Origin of the sequence: Bacillus sp. JNUCC-21 (genome assembly GCF_041222765.1) — a bacterium.
GTDB classification, from domain to species: domain Bacteria; phylum Bacillota; class Bacilli; order Bacillales; family Bacillaceae; genus Bacillus; species Bacillus velezensis.
Map to the genome: position 1 here is coordinate 2,290,134 of NZ_CP166019.1, position 20,500 is coordinate 2,310,633.

Sequence of the window (20,500 nt, forward strand, 5' to 3'; positions counted from 1 at the left end):
CTGGTCATTGTAGTTAGTCGGATAATGGTCATTTATGAGGGTTCGAGGTTAACTCGGATGTCTGTATCTAAAAGAGACAGGTAAATGGCTATTATCGGGCTAAATATGCCGATAAGACTTAACGCATTATTGCAAATTGCGACTGAATCCCATCAGGGTCTTATTATGGGTGGCATATAGCCTGAATATTAATTGCGGTGTATTGCTTCGGCTTGCACTTAGGTAAGGCAGATGCGTCTCCCTTCCCTTTAAATAATGCCCTTGTAAGCTTTGATGCTTATTATGCAGTCATCAAAAATTTTTCCGGGTTAGCGAGGCTTTTTGTAATTACATCCCCTCGCAATGGGAGCGCTGATCACCGCTCCCATTTCACAGAAAAGGATTATTTTCGGTCTTGCCTTTTCAATTTCACTTAGCAACACATTCGCTATTTTATTCGCTACTTCTCCTTCAATGTTCTGTATGGAGACTTACCTTTCCCATGCACATACCTCCTTACACGGGTCAGAGAAAACTGTGCAAAATAAATGGCGAGCGTTTGAGACGCTTTGTTTCTCAATAAGGCGTGTAACCCGACAAGAGCATTTAAAATGCCATTGAGAAGGCTTATTAGGGTCTTTCCTTCTCAAATTATTTTTCCCTTGGCTCTCAGACTCTGCTGAGCAGTTGGCAAGCAACATAAAAACTTGATATATTTTCCGGACTACGAGAGCCGGACGTTGGCAAGCAACATAAAAACTTGATATATAAGATGTTGGCAATAGGAACTTTAAACACATTCCAGAAAGTGTGTATTATTTGTTGTCATAGCTCATCTGCCAGGTGTAGAAGGAGCCAGCTGGATTTCGCTCAGCGATAACCAGCCTTTTATGCTCATGTACCATGAAGTACAAGGAGTTTCTGAAGACGTTATTTGGCGTCTTTTGTTATTTTCGCCTTACTTATAGTTTGTCGACTACAAAGGTTTCAGTCGCTGAACCCGTAATCAGCGTATTCCCTGTCGATCCGAAGGCTTGCGTCCCAACGCGAGCTACTGACGTAGGTGAAACGGGGTTAGAATGTAATCAGAACAAGGCCATCTAGATCGTTAGAAGGTCTTTTTGTGCTTGCGTTTCACTTTACCGATCAGCCGGAATGTGCTTACGAGCCTTCCGGTACGCAAGTTATCAATAATCTCCTTCGGGCGTTTCCCCAACGCCTATCCGACATATCTTTTCATCTCCTTTATATCCCCTTTTTGGACGTTACCGATGCTTCGGATCATCGGGCTTCCGAAGGAGCTTATTGTACGTAAATAAAACACATATTGGAGGAATTTAATTTGGCTAAGAAAGTTCATACAGTAAATTTAAAAGGTAACTATACTTATATTGATGGAATTATTGAAGAAGAAACAAAAACAGACATCCAGCGTTATGATCTGAATTCAATTTTAAAATCATTTGATGGTCGGAAAGTGAAAATTTCTATTACCGAGGAAGACGAACTTCCACAAATCAATGAGTAGGTGGTGACTGAATGTCAGCTAGTTTAAACCCTGTGTTGCATCGTGAAAAAGACGAATCGTTCACTGATTATCATATTAGACTTTTCAAAAACAAAGACACTTATCATATTGACACAAAAACAATTGCTACCCTTTTAAACAAGGATCAGGGAACCAACTATGATGAAAGCAAATGGCGTAAAGACTTTAAACAATTTGAGCGCTGGCACGATTATTTTATCTCAAAGAATATGAACCAAGAAGTTCAACAAAAACATGAAGAAATTCGCATTGAATCCGAAAAACAAACAATCAAAGCACGAGATCAAAAAAGAGAATACCGGAAATTCATTGCCAATCAAGCACGGTTTGAACAAATTAAAGATGATGTCGTACAAGCTATTGCATCTCTAGAGTCAAAAAGACCCCTTCGCTTCACCTTCCCATCCCCCGCTATTGCTGAAAAACATGGGCTTGCATTATTCAGTGATTGGCACTTCGGAATGGAAATCGACAACCGCATTAATAAATTCAATAAAGAAATCTTCAATGAGCGTGTAGAACATCTCACCAATAAAGTGATTGAGTATGGTAAGCAGAATCATGTCTCCACATTACATGTAGCAAATCTCGGTGATTTAATCGGAGGTCTTATTCATGTGTCTACAAGAGTTCAGGCCAATGAAGATGCTGTAGAACAAATTAAATATGTATCAGAAACGCTTGCTGAGGTTTTAGCGATGTTGGCAAGTGAGTTTCAAGAAGTTAAGTTTTACAACGTAGCAGGAAATCACGGTCGCCTCTCCCCTTCTAAAAATGATGTAGGGATTAAAGAAAACTTTGAATACCTCATTAATTGGTACCTCGAAGCCAGATTGAAGAACATAAAGAACATCTCCATTGAACCTGAGCAAGATGGATTCATCCCCGCTAAAATCAACAATCAGGAAGTCGTGTTTGTACACGGACACTACGATCGTGTTGATCAGTGCGTAACACGATTGCCTCAATTACTTGGCTACATCCCTTCTTACATATTCGGTGGTCATATTCATCACAATTACGAAAAAGAGTACGGCAGCACAACAGTTGTTGTAAATGGAGCGCTTGTCGGTGCGGATGATTATGCTATGCAAGGTCGGTTTGGCACAAAACCTTCTCAAAAATTTATGGTTTTTGATGATGCAGGTATTGAGGCTACATACATAATTAGATTTAAGAATGGTACATACAACAGAGCCTAATCGAAGTATTAGGACATTATTTTTTCAACTAAGGGAGACTCGATGAAGACTCCTCTTATTTTGTTAAAACTTTAATTTTATCTAGATAAACACCTTTTTAGAACGCCCATTGATGATTGCGGTACCCTTTCCGCTCTATTGCTGGGCGTTTTATAAAATGTGTTTTTAGAAATTAACGGAGGTGAGTAGATGAATATTGAAAAAATTGTTTGCTCCTGTTGTGGAAAAGAAAGAGACGCAGGACAATATTACGCCTCTGCCTCCCCTTTTCACGCTGCAACAGGTAAGCTACACATCTGTAAACAATGCTTATTAAAAATTGCTGACTCAGACATAGAAAGTCCTATCCATATACAAAATCTCTTACGAATGCTTGATAAACCATACTTACACACTACCTGGATTTCTTCAATTGAAGAAGCAGCAAATAGAAATAGGCATTTATTTTCAATTTACATGAAGAATTTAGGTCTTAGACATAACCGCATGAAAACATGGCAAGACAGTGAGTTCGACGAAGATGGCACGAAAACGCAGCAAGAAATAAACGCAGATCATCCATCTAAAGATGATGGCATTCAGTTAGATGATACCAATAAAAATGATGTATTAAGGATGTTGGGATATGATCCGTTCGAAGGAGAAATTGAGAGTGACAAACGTCTTCTTTACAATAACCTAGTCAACTTCCTTGACGAAGGAACATTAGAGGACAATTTCAAACTACCCGCTGTAATTGAAATTGTAAAAGGATTTAATCAAATTGATAAAATAAACCGAGCAATTGCGACAATTACAAGTGACGTAGCTAATATGTCTAATCAGGCAGGCGGCATTAAATCCTTAATTGACTCCAAAGAAAAGATTCTCAAATCCATGCTGGCTTTAGCTAAAGACAATGGTATCTCGGTAAACCATAACAACAATAAAAGCAAAGGTGCCGGGACTCTTTCAGGAATTATTAAAACACTTCAGGAGAAAGGCTTTGAAGAAGGAGAAGTTAATCAATTTGATATTGAGACAGCACAAGGGATAAGACAAGTAGCTGATTTAAGTAATAAAAGTATTATGGATCAATTGCAATTTGATGAGAATGATTATACTTCAATGATCATGGAGCAAAGAGAAATTATTCAGAGCTTAGATGCAAGAACAATCACTCTTGAAGAAGAAAACCGGAAGCTTAAGAAAGAATTATTTAGCCTGAGTAAAACAGAAGGAACTTTGACAAATGTCTAAAGCTAATATGTCTCAACGGAAAATAGATGGATTTATTAAGCTTGCCGAAGTCATTCAGTGGGGACGAAAAAACCCGGTCAAATTTGTAGAAAGATTCTTCGGCATGGAACTTTTAGATTATCAAAAGTACGCTTTTACTGAAAGTTGGTACAAGCAATATGTTCTTTGGTGCATGGGGCGAAACTCAGGAAAAACAACACTGGGAAGCCCTTTTATTATGGCCAAAAGCCTCCTGATCCCCAATTTCCAAGCGTATATCTTGGCTGGTGTTGGTTCACAATCGCAAGAGATGTTCTTAAAAATTGAAAAAATAGCGAAAAGAGAGATTGCATCCTTTACCGGCCTTACAGACATTTTTTATAACGAAACCGTTAAGAGTGCAGCAAACACTGATGGCTTCACCCACAACCCCGCATCATTTCAATACAAACTTTATAACGGAAGTATTGTAAATTCATTAAACGGATCCTTTGATAACAACCGCTCGAAGCGTTCTAATCTAAATTTCTATGATGAAAGTGGTTTTGCTCCTGATGAGCTTTTTACGACTTCTGAACCGTTTGCTGTTCAGAACAGTGATTTTAGACTAGGTGGAGATGTTGATGTCACTCTATTTCCTAAACAAATGCCCAACCAACTGATTTATGCCTCGTCGGCCTCTTCAACAGATACCTACTTCTATCGAAAATATAGCGATTTTGCTAAAAAGATGTTCTTAGGAGACAAAAGATATTTTGTCGCAGATATCAGTTCAGACATTGTTATAAATGCCACCTTTAATGGAAAACTGTACCCTGTGTCTTTACTATCCCAAGAAACTGTGGATGCAGCAATGAGAGATAACAAAGAAAAAGCTATGCGTGAATATAAGAACATATTCACCACCGAGGGATCAGACAATCAAATCATCAAACGTGCAATGATTATCAGAAATTCTGTAACTCGCCCCCCTGTTCTTGCTAATGATGGCTCCAGAAAATTTTTAATGGCTATCGACCCTGCAAGAAATCATGACAACTCAGTATGCACAGTTGCAGAGCTAATTAATGATGAGAATGTAGGCTACCGGCTTGAAATTTCTAATAATGTTTCTTGGACTGATCTAGAAAAGAAAAAGAAAACCCCAATTAAGACTCCTGATCAAGTTAAGGATTTTAAAAGAATGCTTCTAAATTACAATGGAACAAAGGCAGCTGATTATGAAAATATCGAAAGGATTCTTTTAGATGCCGGTGCTGGCGGTGGCGGTATGAATGCCTGGGCAGATGGTTTACTGGAGGACTGGACAGATACTAAGGGTGTTAAACACAGGGGTCTTATTGATAAACAACACGATGAGTACAAATCTTACATTTCCAAGTATCCAAATGCCAGTGACAAACTTTCCCTCCTCTCACCTCAAAAACTAAAAAGCGACATGTTTGAATCTTTAATTGAGATGATGGATTTAAACTTAATATCATTTACTGAAACCTATGATTATAAGGGAGAAATCACTTTACCTACTGATAACGGTGAAGGAAAAAAGTACAAGCTAACCGATGAAGAAATTTTGTCTTTAACAAATATTGATTTAGCAAAAGAAGAGCTTGTTAGCATCTACAAATTTTCTTCTGGGAGTAGTAGCAAAGTAAGGTATGACTTGCCTCCTGATAAGAAAAGCAAAGTTCACGACGACCGTGCATATACAATTGCAATGCTTGCTTGGTACTTAAAGCAACTAAGACGTGAAAACATAACAAAAAAAGAGCATCCCAAAATTGATATGAATAAAATGTTCCTGTTTAAACAACCGCAAATTTCTTAAAAGAAAGGAGTTGAAATTTGTAACAAATGGATCAACAATTAACAAGTTTTGCGCAGCTGTCAAAGCTACTTCTCAACGACATGAGCTTAAGTAATAACAAATCAGCCATTTCCTCAAAATTCACTAAAGAAAATATCATTACGTACCTTCAAAACCCTCAAAAAAGCCAAAAAGAATTGAGGAGAGTTAGCCGTTTTTTATACAACACCTCGCCTAACTATAAACGCCTGGTTCAATACTTTGCAACTATGCTCCGCTTTGATTACATAATCAAACCTTTCGATTTAAATATAGACAAATTCAAAGAAAAACCCTTTAAAGATCAATATTCCAGCATATTAAAACTCATTGAAACAATGAATCTTCAGCACGAATTCACAAAACTATTGCTAATTGCCTTTAAAGAAGACGTCTTTTATGGATATGAGCATACAACATCTGATTCGTATTTCATTCAAAAACTTGACCCAGATTATTGTAGGATAAGTTCCATTGAAGATGGAGTTTTCAACTACAGTTTTGACTTTGCTTATTTTGATTCTAATAAGGACATCTTAAAGGATTATCCTAAAGAATTTAGGGTCAAGTATCTGAAATACACCAAAGACAAAACAGGCTTAAGGTGGCAAGAACTGAGCTCCGAAAACACTATATGTATCAAGGTAAATGAGGAACTTGAATATCTACTTCCCCCCTTCTCTTCAGTTTTTGAATCAGTTCTTGATATAGATGAAACCAAAAGACTTCGCAATGTAAAAAACAAGATGGACAATTATATGATCCTAACACAAAAAATCCCCATGGATGAGAAATCTGGAGAAGCAGACAAGCTTTTATTGAACATGGAAACAGCCATTGATTTTCACAATATGGCAATGAATGCTCTGCCAGAAGAAGTTGGTCTAGTAACCTCTCCTATGCAAATTGAAGCAATTAAGCTTGAAAGAAAAAGCAATGATGCAGATGCTGTCGCAAAAGCTGAAAGAGATTATTATAATGCGGCCGGAGTCAGTCAAATATTATTCAACAGTGATGGAATGAGTGGAACAGGCCTATCTAAATCGATAATCACAGATGAACAAGTCGCTTTTAGAGTGTTAAAACAATTGGAACGATGGCTGAATAGGAAGCTCAAAAAAATGGATAGTGAATATAAATTCAGAATTGAGCTATTAGAAACTACAAAATTGAATGTTGAAACTGTGCGAGACAGTTTGTTGCAAGCAGCTCAATATGGAATGCCTGTTAAGTCTGCATTAGCTTCTACATTGGGGGTTACACAGAGCAATTTAAACAACATGGCATTTCTTGAGAATGAAATTATGAATTTGCCAGATAATTTAATACCTTTGTCTAGCTCTCACACACAAAGCGTTAAATCTGCTGGAGCCCCAAAGAAAAAAGAAGATGCTCTTTCTGATAAAGGTGTTGAAACGAGGGAAAATGAAGGAAACCTTAATCGAGAGTAATCAAATGATTTTTGAAAGGAGGTGAAAATTTGGACAAAACGGTAGATAATTATGTGCCTCTTCTCTTTCAGAGCTTGGATTCATTTGAAACAGAAGATACGCGATTCTTAAAGGTGAAAATTTGGCTGATGCATTTAGGGGAAAACCTAAATGGAAGCTATTTTAATAAAGAAGCAGTTCAAGCCGCTATCCCCTCTCTTGCTAATACTCCTATTTTATCCTACATAGAAGAGAACTCTGATGGGGATATTGATTTTTCAGACCACCGTATGGTTTTAATTAAAGAGGATGGTCACTTTAAAGTTAAGTATATTGGACAAGCTATCGGGCTCATTCCTGAGTCGAACAATGCAAAGTTTGAAAAACGAGTTTGTGATGACGGAATAGAAAGAGAATTCCTTACTTGTGAAGGACTTGTATGGCAAAAATGGGACGATCCAATCGAAATATTCAACAGAAACAGCGTGAAGTCACAGTCCATGGAACTCCATGATGATTTTGAAGGAGAATGGATTGATGAAGTGTTCCATTTCACTAAATTTAGCTTTTTTGGTGCTTGTGCATTAGGAACTGATGTCCTCCCTGCTATGCAGTCTGCAACTATCGAAACTCAATTCTCAGAAGACAAAATGTTCAAAGGTATTCAAGAAAAAATGGAACTGTTTAAATCCATCAACACTGATAAAGGAGGTATAAAGACTTTGGATAAAACAGAACTTTTAAAACAATTCTCTGTTACTAAAGAAGAGTTAGCCGCAAACGGAATCAATTATGAAGCACTTTCATATGAAGAGTTAAATCAAAAACTCAAAACAGCATACGAAGTTGACAATAGCTTTTCCTTGTCAGCTAATCAGTTAGAAGCTGAATTAAAGCGTGCCCTTAGTGAAGAAAAGTTTGTGAAAACTTATAGTTGGGGTGAATCTGAAGAGCGCATTCGCTATTACTATGCAGATCAAAAAGACAATGAAGTTTTTGCATTTGATAACAAAGAAGACGGATTACTGTATGGCTTCAAATTCTCCATTTCAGAAGACAAGGTGACAATTGATTTTTCAACAAAACAACGAAAGAAGTTTGAAATTGTAGATTTTATTGAAGGTAACGAATCAAAATTTTCTGTTGTGCCTGTTGAAAAACTAAAAGATGAGATTGAAGCAAAGGAAAAAGAGGTTGAACATACTTACGCGTCGATTAAAGAAGAAAATGAGGCACTCAAACAATTTAAAGCTGACACTCTTTCTTCACAACGTAAGGAAAAAGAAAAAGAGCTTTATGAAAAGTTCAATCTTGAACTATCTGAAGATGATATCAATTCAGTTAAAGCAATTTCTGAAGGTTTATCTATTCAACAGATTGAAGAAAAACTCTTTACTCTTTTAGGAAAAAAGAAAGCAAATTTTTCATCTTCGAAAAAAGAAAAAGACACAACTGTGAAAATACCTTTTAATAAAGAAAATGATGATACACAACTGGTTTATGGCGGGTTGTTTGAAAAGTTTTCAAACTAAATAACATTTGGAGGAGGCATTTAAATGTCAGGAGTTGTTCGTTTAGATAATTTGGCTGCCGTTTACGGCGGCGCCCATATTCATTCTGTAAAAGCAAAACTTAATGTTGAAAATGGTAATGTTGGTGTGGTTGGAGTTCCGTATGAAGGTGAACGAGAGTTGCGCCTATTTAAAAGAGCTACAGATCCATCCAAAGAAAAAGCTGCTATTGTAGCACAAGATGAGATTATGTATGACCAGACTCGCAGATCACAAAACAATTTAAAGTATTTCAAAATTGACGCTGGTCAAATTTTTAGAGTATACGACCTTGTTGAAGGCGACATCTTTTCTGTTTCACCAGACCTAATTGATGCTCTTGGTGAACAAGTTGTAATTGGAAATAAGGTCACCTTACAAGCTAATTCTTTCAAATATAAAGAGATTGTAGAGGCAGATGTAGCCGATCAAAGATTTGTAGGGCGAATCGAAGCCATCGAAAAGATTGGCACTCAAACAGTAACCGGGAAACCTGGTTATGTGGGCGGAATGCTTGATTTAGTCGTTATCAGAGTAGAACAAAACTAATAATCATAACTTGGAGGTTAATTAATGAAACAAGATCTTGTAAAATTGGGTATTGATTTATATAAAAACAGAGTTACGGATTACTCAAATAATCAGGCAAATGATGTTATTCGTAAAGCATTTGTAGAGATTATCGGTACTGACAAACCTAACTTTAGTCAATTTAGACGCTATAAGAATGACATCTTCGAAATTATTGAAGAGGTGCTTGATCAAACAATTACCGATGGTATGATTGCCAGCCCTTTCTTCGAACAATTTGTGGATTACCGTGATTTAGCTCTTGGTGATACCAATGAATTTTATGTTGAAGATAGAACAATGCTAGTAGCAGCGCGCCATTCAGGTAACCATTGGAGCATCAGACGGCAAAAATTGAATATTGGGGATACCTTTACTGTACAAACTGAGCCGTATGCTATTGCAATTTACACTGACTTCAAACGGTTCTTAGCCGGTCGCATTGATTGGGACGCTTTCATCAAAAAAGTAAGTGAAGCATTTACTCAGGAGCTGAATTCACGTATCTATACTGAATTCATGGCTTCTATGGCGTACTTACCTGCTGAGTTCAAACAGACTGGCACCTATAATGACGCAACACTAATTGAGCAGGCAGAGCATGTTCAAGCAGCAAACCAAGGTTCTCAAATCATTATTGCTGGAACACGCACAGCATTGTCTAAACTATCCGGTGCTACTACTCTCATGAGTGAAAATATGAAAGATCAAATTAACAAAAACGGTGTTCTCTCCGTTTGGAACGGATACTCCCTCCTTCCTATCCCTCAAAGCCACAAACCAAACACTTTTGAATTCCAAATTGCAAATGATCGTTTGATGGTTCTACCAGCCAACGCCAAACCTATTAAGGTTGTCAAAGAAGGAACTCCTTTTATTAAAGAAGTATCCGATGGTACAGCCAACCAAGATATGTCTATGGAGTACAAATTCATTACTCAATACGGAGTGGACACAGTATTTAACGTAATGTACGGCATGTATCAATTTGCATAATATGAGGGCTATGTAGCCCTCATATATTTATGATAAAAAAGGAGAGTTTTAAATGGCAACAAAAGAAACTGCAATTGAATCTAATGAAGTGATTATTGAAAAAGAAGCACCAAAAAAGAAAACAGTTAAGAAAAAGAAACAAATAAATCGTAATCAGTTGGTGTCATGTTTCAATGTAACGAATGGAAGTTTGAAATACATCTCAAAAAAAACTGGGCTAGAAACTGTATGGAGTGCGTATGGGGATGAAGAATACATAGAGGTATCTGAATTGTTAACAATGAAATCGTCTCAGCCTAAGTTTCTAACAGAGCCTTGGATTTTTATCGATGATGAGGAAGTTGTTCAATACTTAGGTTTAAGCAAGGTTTATCAACACATTATTCCTATTGATGAAGTTGAAGAATTCTTCAATCTTTCAGCCACAGATGCCAAAGATATCTTACCTAAATTACCTAGAGGAATGAAGGAATTGATTGCTGACAAAGCTAGAAAAGGTGTTGAAAGTGGAGAATTTAATAATCTTCAGCTTCTTAAGCTATTGGAAAAAGAGCTCCATTTGGACATTCTTTCATTAGCAGATTAGGAGGCGTAAAATTTGCCTACTCCTTTTGAAGAAATCTATGGGTTTTTCCTTCCTAAGTTAACTGATTACTCATTTTTAAATATTTCCGACCAAGATTTGGCTGATACCTTAGAGCCTTTATTAAGGTCGTCATCTATTAAATTTAGAAGGTGTAAAAAGGACTTAACTGACAGGAATCAAGAACTCAAACAATTCAACGAAGATCTATCTGATGAAGAAAAAGAAATTCTAGCCTGCTTCATGGTTGTAGAATATCTCACTCCAAAAATAGTTACTGCTGACCTTTTACATCAAACTCTGAGCTCTAAGGACTTCAAATTGTATTCGCAAGCGAACCATATTAAGGAGATTAGAGAGCTACGTAATTTAATCAAAAAAGAAGCTGAAGATTTAATGGTGCAATATACATACTCAAATATAAGTATGAAAGGCTTTAGATCATGAAGATGATAACAGATTCAAAAATTCAGTTATCATACTTCAACTTTTTAAAGTCGCGTATCTTTAAAATCATTCCCCTCCTCGAAGAAAGTAATTATGGTATTAATAATTATGTCAGTTCTCTAATCTTCGAATTATATGGAGCTCAGGATACTATTAAATCTGCACATGATTGCTCTGATTATGTTGTGATGCTTGCAACTCTAGAGTCCATTCGATTGAATATTTCATCACATGACTACAGTTTTCATGTCGTTAGAAAAGAAGTGTTTAAAGTTCTTGCAACCATTGAAAAAATAATGGGGAGAATGGAACAATGAACTCTTTTGAAACATATAAAAAGAGGTTGCTTGCATACGGCTCTACTCCTGATGAAGTTATAATTAATAACACGAAAGACACAATAAATAAGTCTTTTGATTTTTCACTTTTCTCTGAGAGTATTCCGATCAACGGTGAGTTAACCGATGTAATAATAAATCAGGGGAAAACCTCCGAAGATAAAACATTACTGTTTCGACCTGATTATGAATCCCATAAGGGAGCTATTGCGGAGATAAACGATTCCCCTTTTCTTATTACAGAGTTTGATACAAACAGACTTTATCCCATAGCCAAGGCTAAATTATGTAACTCATCTATTTCACTAACATCATCTGATCGTAAGATTCCATCTGGAAAGATTAATGAGATTACAGGAAAACCAATTATGATTACAGTTCCTGGTGAAAAGCTTGAAATTCCTTGTGTCTTTGAGCGCACAACCTCAATAATTGGATCAGAATTGGCCATAAACATTCCTGAAGGGCAAGCACATGTCACCATCCCCTTTTTAAAACATGAAAAATTAAAGAAGGGTCTTTTTCTTTCTTTTTATGGCGAGGAATTCCGTGTTGATGATATAGACTATTCCAAGGTTTATGGAAACACTGGAACAATTAGACTTATAGCCAAAAAGAAAGTTGGAGGTGATAGCGAATGAGTATGATGGTCGAACATATGACAACTATATTCAGAACTATTATGAATGATACAGAATTGAACCGTCTCTTATATTATAAAGATGACCCTCTCTCCTCTTCTCTCCCTGACGTTCAGACGTTGGATAATTATTATGATTCAGTAGATGATTCCCCATCGATATTAAGCTCAATAATTAAACGTGCTCCCAAAACCGATGATTTAACCGATCAACCAATATGCAGACTTTGTGTTTATCTTGGTAATGGAATCCCTAAGCCCTCAACCCAAAGTGTAATGCTGCTAGATCAAGACTTGATGATTGATGTTTATACACACATTAACACTTATGAGGAGACTGAATTCAGGAATCTGAAAATTACTGATCGTATTTGTGACATGCTCTTCAATCAAAATTTTGCTGGTATCGGTAAAAATGTTAAATACACAAGACTGCTCATATCGAACGCACCTGAAGGGTACTTGGGATACAAATTAATATTCACTTTCGGAGCTATGAAATGATTGATATGGAGTTTTTCATTACTGGAGAGCCTATCTCTACAGAACTTGGTGAATGCAGATTCATTAAAGTTAAAGAGTACGGTCAGTTAGCCAATTATTTAAGGCTAATCAAAATGTCCAAAAAAGAGATCATTTATATTTATAGCAAAGAAGATGTTAATCGTTTTGGGGAACTTGATGAGCTTGTTGCTGAATTAAAAAAAATGACTCTTTATGAAATTTCGGGTACCCTTCCTAATTTTCAAGAAGCCTATAGCACAGTGTTTTCTAAAATGTTCAATGGAGAAGAAATACTGGATAAGCTTACTCCAGACAACTTCGATTCCATTAGAGAACTTGTATTAAAAATGTGTTGTTTGAAGGAAGAAAAAATAAGCTCCAATCCTGAAATTCAAAAAGCTAATGAGCGAAGCAAAAGAGTCAAGAGTCAAGATGGTGATTCAGTTGATATGGCAGATATCATTAGCACAGTGTCGACTTATACAGGCTACCTTTATAAAGACATTAATGACATGACCCTGTTTCAACTTTATATGACTTATCACCGGATTGCTCAATTCAAGCAATATGACACTTCTACCCTCTTTGCTACAGTTTCACCAGAAGCAGGTAAAAACATTGTGAATTGGGATAAACACATTGACTTATTTGAGGAAGAGAAACATTACATAAGCCGAGATAAATTTATGAAAGAGACCAAAGGTTTTTCTAAGGGCAGCTAATAGCTGTTCCTTTTTTTATTTTAAGGAGGAAATCTATAGATGAAAACAGTTATTCAAGATACAGCTGATGTTTATTTCAGAAGAAAATCTGATGGTCAGCTTGTATTCACAGCAGAAGCACAAACAGCTTCATTCTCCCAAGCCATCTCCGAAGAAAAGCTTCGTGGCGGTATCGGAAATAAACCACTTTATATCTTGAAGTCTGAAAAAGAAATCAATCTTACTGTCAAGAATGCATATTTCGACTTAGAGTGGTTAGCAATGACACAAGGTGAAACAATTGAGGAGGAAGCAAAAGTTCAGGTTTTCGACCGTGAACATGGTCTAATTGTTGATGACAAAAATGTGGTTACACTTAAAGGTAAACCGGTAAGTGATGTAACCTTCTTCAACAAAAAAGGATTGACTTATAAGACGCCTGTATCTACAGATGGCACATATTTAATCCCTACTGGATTTGCTGGTACAAAAGAAAAATTAACAGCCGTATATCAGATTAACAAAATCGGCAGACGGCTCGCTATTAAAGCAAATAAATTTTCTGAGCGATATGAAGTTGAGTACCGTACAATTGCGTATAACCCTGATACCGAAGAGGTCTATAGCGATATCTACATTCAATTCCCTAACGTATCCCCTTCAGGTGAGTTTGAAATGTCTCTCGAAAACGGTAATGCATTAGCTCCAGAAATTAAATTTGAAGCACTGGCCGACACTGACACAGACGAGATGGCAGTTGTTATTGAAGCGAGCAGAGATGATAATGTAGCCACTCCAGATCCTGATCCTGATACAGAAACTCAAGCTAAATCCGTAGACGTTGGCAATTAATTTTACAGGAGTGATTTTTAATGGCAGCAAAACTTAATGATTTCGATGGCGTAAAATCTTCAGCTAGAGATGATGGAAACGGCGGTTTAGTAACTGACATTCATCTCAAATCACAAGAAAAACCACTACAAGTTGACTTTCCTCAAGCTGGGTTGGATGCTATCAAAGGCATCCAAGTACAATCCCCTTCCGTGACCTTGAATGAAAGAGATCCTGGTTTCTCCTCTTTTAAAACGGATAAATTCACTGTTACTTCAACAGCTCAAAAAGTTACCGCAGGTATCACTGACAGAACAGCACTTACTATTTACCCACCTACAGAAGGCACGATTTACATTGGGAACTCAACTGTAACTGCTGATACAGGTATCCCATTGACAGCCGGTGACAAACCTTTTTCAGTTCCTGTCGCCGCTGGTAAAACACTTTATGTCTATGTGATCAATGACGGTACTGACAGAGACGTAAGAGTATTTGAAGCTAAATAATTTGAGGGGATTCTTCCCCTCTCCTTTTTAAATAAAAGTCAGTTTTTAAACAGACTTAGGAGGTGGAGTTGTTGACAGAAACCGATGAAAATATTTTAAAAACCATTCCAGATAAAGCAACCTTTACATTCCACGAAGCAACAACTGCCCCGTCTGAAGGTGAAGAATTTGTAGTATCACATTATCGGGATATTACTGTTAAGATCTCTGGTTCCTCAACTTCAAGAGAAATAAAATTCTTTGCCGTAGATGAAAATGGTGAAAAGACAGAAATTGCTGGAACAAACAAAACTGATTTTCAATTAGGTACGGGCACATTGAATACAAATGAAAACTGGGATTTCGATATTGCGGGGCTTTTCAAATTCATGGTTGAGGTCATTTCCGTAAATGGAGATGTTACGGTTAAAGGAATTGCGGTGAGTTAATGAGCAGCAGTAAATTTGTAGGTCAGCTCAAACAAAACAATATACAAATCAATAACCTTAAAGATCAATTTTTCAGAACTGAATCTCATATGTCTGATCATGAAAAACGTTTATCTGACAAAGTCGATGAGTTCATGGAAAAGCAAAATTCGGAATTAAAGTCGCATACTCAGAATACAGAAAACCCGCACAAAGTGACTAAAGAGCAAGTCGGATTATCAAATGTACTTAATGAAGAGCAAGCCACAAAAGTTGCTTTTGATGACCATCTTAATGATAAGAAAAATCCTCATGCAGTTACTAAAAGCCAAGTTGGTTTGTCTAAGGTTGATAATGTTCAACAAGCAACAAAAATTGATTTTGACGCTCACGATGCAGACCTCGATCGACATATCACAAAGGATGAGCGCAGTTATTGGAACAGCTCTGATGAAAGGTCAAAGTCTTTCTTAGCTGAACATACTAACGATCAATCAAACCCACACAAGGTAACTGCTGAACAGGTTGGACTTGGGAATGTAGACAATGTAAAACAAGCTACTAAAAGTGACTTTGATAATCATCTGAATGACACTAATGTCCATATCAACAAATCTGATCGAGATAGATGGGACGCTGCTCAACTTTTCAAACTCACTGCCGATGATGGGAAAGTATTCTACAAAGGTAGCTCCGAAAAAACGGAGTACAATGATTTGATTAACACTGGATTTTATTTAATCGCAAACCAGGGGCTTCACTCCCCTGCCAACTTATCCAATGTCTATTTAGCTGTCATGAACTATGGAACTACAATTGCACAATTTGCATTAGAAGCGTATTACGGAACACATACTTATTTCCGTTTTAGAAAAAGTGATTCAACTTGGACTTCATGGCAAACACACGAAACGACTGACGGAGCACAAGCTAGAGCTACTACCGCACTCAACTCAGCGAAAGCCTACACCGATGCCCACGAAGCAAAAACTGATATTCACGTTACTTTAGATGACAAATCTAGATGGAGTGGTACATCAGGTTCTTGGAACCCAGTCACACTTATTAATGGAGCTACACAATACTCCACTTACCCTTTCAAATTCTCAAGTGTAAATAACGTGCTATGGCTAAGAGGATCTTTCGGAACATTGCCGGCCATTGGAACTGCAGTTGCTAAATTCTCAACCAAGCCAACACAGCTGGTGGATTTTGTAGTACCCACAATTGGATCATATGGAACAGCGAGATTTGCCTTCACAACAGATGGAGATTTACGTTTTGACGGATTGTACGCTAATGACATTAACAGTGTTTCCAGAGTTTCATTTAATATAGGAATTCCTTTATGGTAGTAGGTGAAAATATTATGCATGTTCTTTATTACGATGAGAACTTTATGTACGCTGGAGAAGACTTCATTGAAGGCGATGTTCTCCCTCCAAATAGTACAACTGCTGTCCCAGACCCCACAATAATCTTGCCCAAATATGATCCCAAGAAAAATAAATGGATTGAATCAGCAACTGAAGAATACAAGGATAGCGTTAAACCAGATACTCCTGAGCCTAGCGATATTGACATTTTAGGACAAACACTGTCCCAACTCCGTATAAGTTTGTTACAAGTCAACAAAACAATAAACACAATGTTAAAAGATATTGCCGATCTAAAGGGAGGTTCATAAAATAACTACAGCTACATATAATTATTGGGTTAAGGCCCTGAGTCGGAAATGGGCAACTGTCGATCAAGTCAAAGAAGCTTACCAGGAATTCAACGATGTGACAAAAGAAGAGCTACAATTAGGCGTAAAGAATGGCTTAGTCACTTTAGAAGAGTACAAAGAAATCACTGGCGAAGACTACGAAGAAGCAGAGACAGAATAAAATACAAGTTTTATTTAGACACCTCTCCCCTATTGAGGTGTCTTTTTTAATGAATTCAGAGGATATATAAGGAGGAAATGAGATGGCATCGAAAAAATTAACCCTTGCTCTACTTAAAGAGGATGCAAAAAAAAACCAGAAAAAGCAACGTGTTCAACTTACGGAAGATATCCATGCTTATATCTATCCCGTTTTTGCTCCGTCTAAGATTAAGGATATGATGGAGGAACTTCTTCGAGATTACGTTCATGCTCAAGAAGAAAATCTAGACCTAAAAAATATTCCATATGCGGACTGGTTGCTCTTTCATATTATTAAAACATTCTCCGATCTAGAAATACCAAAAGAAATTAACAAAAAGTTGTCCTTATTCTTTGAGATTAGTGATGCTGAGTACTATTCCAAACTTATTCAAGCATTTCCTCAAGAAAGTTTAGCTAAAGCAATTAGAACTGCAACTTCCCTAATTGAACAGGCTCAAGAGCTTATTAAACGTGGAGCTGGAAATCTTGATCCTGCTGAAGTCGACAAAGTTATTGAAGAGACACTCACAAAAGGAATTGAACAGAGTGAAGAATTAACTGAGACTGTTGTAAAAGACTGATGGCAAAAAACATTAAAGAAATTAAAACTATAATTGAATTTGCTGCGAAACAAGCCATTCAAAAACAATCAAGTACAAAAAATACAATGGTTAAAACAGGTCAAGAGCATGTGCAATCTGATGTGTATGATGCCTATGATCCCCTCGAATATGAACGTACCTCTCTCTTGAAGGACTCCTTTATCATTGAAAACGAATCTAGCGGAATCTCATTAGACAATAACCGTGAAGACAACGGCAAGGATGTTGCTACGGTTGTTGAGACTGGTCAAGGATACACGTATCCAGATAAATACGGTTATGGTTACGGAAAACCTCGCCCAGTCATGAAGAATACTGCTGAATCCTTAAAAGATGGACGATTAGTTGCTGCTATGAAAAAAGATTTAAATGCAAGGGGTATTAAAACAGAATAACGGTGGTGTATTAATGGCCAGAAAAAAGATAGCATATGCAACAAAAGAAAAGGTCAACAAAATTAACCCCAAAAATGCGGAATTAATCCGAAAGTATTTTGTCTTTAAAAACATGAACCTTTCGGAATCCAGTAAAGTGGGATATCAATCAGATTTCAATCAATGGCTGGTATACATTTTAGAGAATTACAATAATCAGCACATTGTGGATATTATTAAAGAAGATCCTGATGATATGGTTGATTTAATTGAAGACTTTGTTGCATTCTGTACCAGTATTCTAGGCAATAATGAACGAAGAATTCAGAGACGAATGAGTAGCATTAGCTCATTCTTTTTATTTTTAAGGAAAAAACGTAAGATCAAAGAGAATCCCGTTGACTTCTTAGACAGGCCTAAGGCTGGAACTGGTGAAAAACTTCAAATTAAACAGACCTTCCTAACAAAAGAACAAGTCGAAGAAATCAGAAAAGGACTTAAAAAGAAGGAAAATATTCAGTTAGAGCTCTTCTTTGAATTCGGTCTCTCCACGATGGCCAGAGCTAATGCCATAAGCAACGTTAAAGTTGAACAAATTGACTTTGAAAGACTTCGGGTGGAAGATGTCATTGAAAAAGAAGGATATAAAGTCACCCTCTTCCCCTCTCAAAGAGCTATTGATCTTGTTAAGGAATGGCTGGAGTACAGAACCGAAAACGGAATTGAATGCGAATACCTTTTCATAACAAAGTACGGAGGCACATGGAAGAAAGCTGAAACCGGAACTTTACAAGGATATTGGATAAAGAGAATCGGAGAAATAATTGATATTCCTGAATTACACTGTCATGATTTAAGGCACAGTGGTAGCAACCTTCTATATCACAGTGGAATGAGTCTAGAGGACGTGTCTCAATTATTGAACCATAAAGGCACTGACGTAACAAAGAATCACTATCTAGAAGTTAACAAAGATGCTATTCAAGACAAGAAAGCAAAATTTGAAGTGTAAATGAAATCCCTCTTTTATGCAGAATCAAGATCCTTCTACCGAAGGGTTTTGCTTATGGATAAAACCTTAAACTTATTTCCATATTTGACGATAATATGGAGAGGTGAAAAATATGAATAAGACAATACTTAAACACAATTTAGTACAGATGAATAGTCGCGACCTGATCAAATACATACAAAAAGAATTCCCGCACTCTGGTGAGCCCTACACAGAACAAAAGCGCAAATTTCAAATCCTAAAATCGCTTAATTCATCAGATTTAATCTTAGCTATTTCCCGTATGAGTCGAATTGAAGCGTCCTTCGATCATACGAAAATGTGGACAGTTGGAAGTGTGCTCATAGGAACATGTTTACTATCTCTCAGAATTATGTTTAGTTTTAATTTGCTTTGGTATATTCTAATCGCAACATCGATTTGCCTTCTCCTACTTTTTGTTGTACGAAAGGATAGGGACATTGTTATTACTGCTACATATTTTAAAGAATTACTTGAGCAGATTAAGTCCGAAAAAGGAAAGTGACCCTCCCCTTTGCTAGTTCTACACTTTTGGAAATCATGATATAATGTAGGAAAATAATACTGGTGGTGGTTGGATGGGTTATAAGATTATGGCTTATGGTGGCTATTTTTTATTCAGCCTTTTCTTCTGTTTAATGGATGGTTGGAAACCTCTGGGAGTTTGCTTGACAATCCTAGGCTTACTTATATTAGCTACTGAACCGTACAGGATAAAATCCGCAGCGCTTGTAGATAAGATTAAAAAAAATGCTGAAATGCTAAAGGTCTACGATAGCGAATTTAATCCTGATAATTTCTTTAGCACTTATAAAACCAAAATTGCTTACAATGAAGATAAAGCTATCCTTAAGGTATATCAGCTTAATGGCGAAGAAATAAACGAGTATGTTATCCCTTTTGACCAAATTATTCAATCTGAAATCTCACTGGATGATCAGGTGATTTCGAAGGTTGCCAAATCAGGGATTATTGCTGGAGGATTATTAGGTGGTGGAATCGGTGCAGCAATTGGCGGTTTGTCAGCCTCCTCTACTCAAACAGAAATGGTGAAGTCAATTACGCTTAAAATTACAGTCGAAAACCTTAAAAATCCTATGCACTATATCCACTTCCTTCCTTCTCGTGAGGATGATGGATATGAACCTCAAGGTTATAAAAAAGACGGAAATATAATTCAACAGGCTTTGAAAAACGCCGAATATTGGCAAAGTGTTATGGATGTAATTATTAAGAAAACAAGTACAGTCGCTCAATAATTTGAGTGGCTTTTTTTATT

23 protein-coding genes and 1 pseudogene are annotated in these 20,500 nt (G+C 36.8%); all 24 read left to right on the top strand.

The genetic code is table 11. The features are described from left to right. Positions 1 to 197: 197 nt before the first annotated feature. A pseudogene (locus JNUCC21_RS11485) lies at positions 198 to 341 on the top strand (hypothetical protein); the annotation flags it as partial. A gap of 980 nt (positions 342 to 1,321) precedes the next feature. Then, positions 1,322 to 1,507 carry a YonK family protein gene (locus JNUCC21_RS11490; RefSeq protein ID WP_224960821.1) on the top strand — a complete coding sequence of 62 codons (186 nt, stop codon included), beginning with the start codon at positions 1,322 to 1,324 and terminating at the stop codon, positions 1,505 to 1,507. An 11-nt stretch (positions 1,508 to 1,518) separates the two neighbouring features. Continuing rightward, positions 1,519 to 2,730 (top strand): metallophosphoesterase family protein, encoded by a 1,212-nt coding sequence (locus JNUCC21_RS11495; RefSeq protein WP_369878155.1) that lies wholly within the window; start codon positions 1,519 to 1,521, stop codon positions 2,728 to 2,730. A gap of 189 nt (positions 2,731 to 2,919) precedes the next feature. Next, complete coding sequence (locus tag JNUCC21_RS11500) at positions 2,920 to 3,969, top strand: hypothetical protein (RefSeq protein WP_125122842.1); 1,050 nt, start codon at positions 2,920 to 2,922, stop codon at positions 3,967 to 3,969. Continuing rightward, a complete protein-coding gene (locus JNUCC21_RS11505; RefSeq protein WP_125122843.1) occupies positions 3,962 to 5,776 on the top strand; it encodes a terminase in 1,815 nt (604 codons plus the stop codon). The genes JNUCC21_RS11500 and JNUCC21_RS11505 overlap by 8 nt, the downstream gene beginning before the upstream one ends. Positions 5,777 to 5,802: 26 nt before the next feature. Beyond that, entirely contained in the window at positions 5,803 to 7,245 is a 1,443-nt protein-coding gene (locus JNUCC21_RS11510; protein WP_125122844.1) for a hypothetical protein, read from the top strand. Positions 7,246 to 7,274: 29 nt separating this feature from the next. Then, positions 7,275 to 8,756, top strand: coding sequence for a hypothetical protein (locus JNUCC21_RS11515; protein WP_241158058.1), 1,482 nt, complete (start codon positions 7,275 to 7,277; stop codon positions 8,754 to 8,756). Between the two features lie 24 nt (positions 8,757 to 8,780). Next, entirely contained in the window at positions 8,781 to 9,323 is a 543-nt protein-coding gene (locus tag JNUCC21_RS11520) for a hypothetical protein (RefSeq protein WP_124692896.1), read from the top strand. A 24-nt stretch (positions 9,324 to 9,347) separates the two neighbouring features. Beyond that, positions 9,348 to 10,340: a hypothetical protein gene (locus tag JNUCC21_RS11525; RefSeq protein ID WP_369878156.1), complete on the top strand. Its 993-nt coding sequence runs from the start codon at positions 9,348 to 9,350 to the stop codon at positions 10,338 to 10,340. A 52-nt stretch (positions 10,341 to 10,392) separates the two neighbouring features. Next, the gene (locus JNUCC21_RS11530; protein ID WP_369878157.1) at positions 10,393 to 10,926 is read left to right on the top strand and encodes a hypothetical protein; all 534 of its coding nucleotides are present in this window, start codon (positions 10,393 to 10,395) and stop codon (positions 10,924 to 10,926) included. Positions 10,927 to 10,938: 12 nt separating this feature from the next. Continuing rightward, positions 10,939 to 11,370, top strand: a complete 432-nt coding sequence (locus JNUCC21_RS11535; RefSeq protein WP_241158057.1) for a hypothetical protein — start codon at positions 10,939 to 10,941, stop codon at positions 11,368 to 11,370. 313 nt (positions 11,371 to 11,683) lie between these two features. Further along, positions 11,684 to 12,349 carry a hypothetical protein gene (locus tag JNUCC21_RS11540; protein WP_124692893.1) on the top strand — a complete coding sequence of 222 codons (666 nt, stop codon included), beginning with the start codon at positions 11,684 to 11,686 and terminating at the stop codon, positions 12,347 to 12,349. Next, positions 12,346 to 12,852: a hypothetical protein gene (locus JNUCC21_RS11545; protein ID WP_161619964.1), complete on the top strand. Its 507-nt coding sequence runs from the start codon at positions 12,346 to 12,348 to the stop codon at positions 12,850 to 12,852. The genes JNUCC21_RS11540 and JNUCC21_RS11545 overlap by 4 nt, the downstream gene beginning before the upstream one ends. Then, complete coding sequence (locus tag JNUCC21_RS11550; protein ID WP_161619965.1) at positions 12,849 to 13,574, top strand: hypothetical protein; 726 nt, start codon at positions 12,849 to 12,851, stop codon at positions 13,572 to 13,574. Before JNUCC21_RS11545 ends, JNUCC21_RS11550 begins: the two co-directional genes overlap by 4 nt. Positions 13,575 to 13,613: 39 nt before the next feature. Further along, positions 13,614 to 14,405 (top strand): hypothetical protein, encoded by a 792-nt coding sequence (locus JNUCC21_RS11555; RefSeq protein ID WP_369878158.1) that lies wholly within the window; start codon positions 13,614 to 13,616, stop codon positions 14,403 to 14,405. A gap of 20 nt (positions 14,406 to 14,425) precedes the next feature. Beyond that, on the top strand, positions 14,426 to 14,893 hold the full coding sequence (locus JNUCC21_RS11560; RefSeq protein ID WP_161619967.1) for a hypothetical protein: 468 nt from the start codon (positions 14,426 to 14,428) through the stop codon (positions 14,891 to 14,893). Positions 14,894 to 14,964: 71 nt separating this feature from the next. Then, positions 14,965 to 15,321: a hypothetical protein gene (locus tag JNUCC21_RS11565; RefSeq protein WP_022553073.1), complete on the top strand. Its 357-nt coding sequence runs from the start codon at positions 14,965 to 14,967 to the stop codon at positions 15,319 to 15,321. Next, complete coding sequence (locus JNUCC21_RS11570; protein WP_369878159.1) at positions 15,321 to 16,655, top strand: pyocin knob domain-containing protein; 1,335 nt, start codon at positions 15,321 to 15,323, stop codon at positions 16,653 to 16,655. Before JNUCC21_RS11565 ends, JNUCC21_RS11570 begins: the two co-directional genes overlap by 1 nt. Beyond that, positions 16,649 to 16,987, top strand: coding sequence for a hypothetical protein (locus tag JNUCC21_RS11575; RefSeq protein ID WP_228842146.1), 339 nt, complete (start codon positions 16,649 to 16,651; stop codon positions 16,985 to 16,987). The genes JNUCC21_RS11570 and JNUCC21_RS11575 overlap by 7 nt, the downstream gene beginning before the upstream one ends. 37 nt (positions 16,988 to 17,024) lie before the next feature. Continuing rightward, positions 17,025 to 17,189: an XkdX family protein gene (locus tag JNUCC21_RS11580; RefSeq protein ID WP_369878824.1), complete on the top strand. Its 165-nt coding sequence runs from the start codon at positions 17,025 to 17,027 to the stop codon at positions 17,187 to 17,189. Between the two features lie 82 nt (positions 17,190 to 17,271). Then, positions 17,272 to 17,793, top strand: coding sequence for a hypothetical protein (locus JNUCC21_RS11585; RefSeq protein ID WP_369878160.1), 522 nt, complete (start codon positions 17,272 to 17,274; stop codon positions 17,791 to 17,793). Beyond that, positions 17,793 to 18,209, top strand: a complete 417-nt coding sequence (locus tag JNUCC21_RS11590) for a hypothetical protein (protein WP_369878161.1) — start codon at positions 17,793 to 17,795, stop codon at positions 18,207 to 18,209. The genes JNUCC21_RS11585 and JNUCC21_RS11590 overlap by 1 nt, the downstream gene beginning before the upstream one ends. A gap of 13 nt (positions 18,210 to 18,222) precedes the next feature. After that, positions 18,223 to 19,200, top strand: a complete 978-nt coding sequence (locus tag JNUCC21_RS11595; protein ID WP_057080545.1) for a tyrosine-type recombinase/integrase — start codon at positions 18,223 to 18,225, stop codon at positions 19,198 to 19,200. A gap of 599 nt (positions 19,201 to 19,799) precedes the next feature. Continuing rightward, positions 19,800 to 20,480 (top strand): immunity protein, encoded by a 681-nt coding sequence (locus tag JNUCC21_RS11600; RefSeq protein ID WP_369878162.1) that lies wholly within the window; start codon positions 19,800 to 19,802, stop codon positions 20,478 to 20,480. The last annotated feature ends 20 nt before the right edge of the window (positions 20,481 to 20,500 follow it).

What these genes read in the sequence shown, in the direction of transcription:
- JNUCC21_RS11520 (WP_124692896.1), top strand. Translation starts at nt 8,781, where the DNA reads ATGTCAGGAGTTGTTCGTTTAGATAATTTGGCTGCCGTTTACGGCGGC.
- JNUCC21_RS11570 (WP_369878159.1), top strand. Translation starts at nt 15,321, where the DNA reads ATGAGCAGCAGTAAATTTGTAGGTCAGCTCAAACAAAACAATATACAA.
- JNUCC21_RS11525 (WP_369878156.1), top strand. Translation starts at nt 9,348, where the DNA reads ATGAAACAAGATCTTGTAAAATTGGGTATTGATTTATATAAAAACAGA.
- JNUCC21_RS11550 (WP_161619965.1), top strand. Translation starts at nt 12,849, where the DNA reads ATGATTGATATGGAGTTTTTCATTACTGGAGAGCCTATCTCTACAGAA.
- JNUCC21_RS11575 (WP_228842146.1), top strand. Translation starts at nt 16,649, where the DNA reads ATGGTAGTAGGTGAAAATATTATGCATGTTCTTTATTACGATGAGAAC.
- JNUCC21_RS11560 (WP_161619967.1), top strand. Translation starts at nt 14,426, where the DNA reads ATGGCAGCAAAACTTAATGATTTCGATGGCGTAAAATCTTCAGCTAGA.
- JNUCC21_RS11510 (WP_125122844.1), top strand. Translation starts at nt 5,803, where the DNA reads ATGGATCAACAATTAACAAGTTTTGCGCAGCTGTCAAAGCTACTTCTC.
- JNUCC21_RS11500 (WP_125122842.1), top strand. Translation starts at nt 2,920, where the DNA reads ATGAATATTGAAAAAATTGTTTGCTCCTGTTGTGGAAAAGAAAGAGAC.
- JNUCC21_RS11555 (WP_369878158.1), top strand. Translation starts at nt 13,614, where the DNA reads ATGAAAACAGTTATTCAAGATACAGCTGATGTTTATTTCAGAAGAAAA.
- JNUCC21_RS11595 (WP_057080545.1), top strand. Translation starts at nt 18,223, where the DNA reads ATGGCCAGAAAAAAGATAGCATATGCAACAAAAGAAAAGGTCAACAAA.
- JNUCC21_RS11495 (WP_369878155.1), top strand. Translation starts at nt 1,519, where the DNA reads ATGTCAGCTAGTTTAAACCCTGTGTTGCATCGTGAAAAAGACGAATCG.
- JNUCC21_RS11585 (WP_369878160.1), top strand. Translation starts at nt 17,272, where the DNA reads ATGGCATCGAAAAAATTAACCCTTGCTCTACTTAAAGAGGATGCAAAA.
- JNUCC21_RS11545 (WP_161619964.1), top strand. Translation starts at nt 12,346, where the DNA reads ATGAGTATGATGGTCGAACATATGACAACTATATTCAGAACTATTATG.
- JNUCC21_RS11600 (WP_369878162.1), top strand. Translation starts at nt 19,800, where the DNA reads ATGGGTTATAAGATTATGGCTTATGGTGGCTATTTTTTATTCAGCCTT.
- JNUCC21_RS11530 (WP_369878157.1), top strand. Translation starts at nt 10,393, where the DNA reads ATGGCAACAAAAGAAACTGCAATTGAATCTAATGAAGTGATTATTGAA.
- JNUCC21_RS11505 (WP_125122843.1), top strand. Translation starts at nt 3,962, where the DNA reads ATGTCTAAAGCTAATATGTCTCAACGGAAAATAGATGGATTTATTAAG.
- JNUCC21_RS11590 (WP_369878161.1), top strand. Translation starts at nt 17,793, where the DNA reads ATGGCAAAAAACATTAAAGAAATTAAAACTATAATTGAATTTGCTGCG.
- JNUCC21_RS11540 (WP_124692893.1), top strand. Translation starts at nt 11,684, where the DNA reads ATGAACTCTTTTGAAACATATAAAAAGAGGTTGCTTGCATACGGCTCT.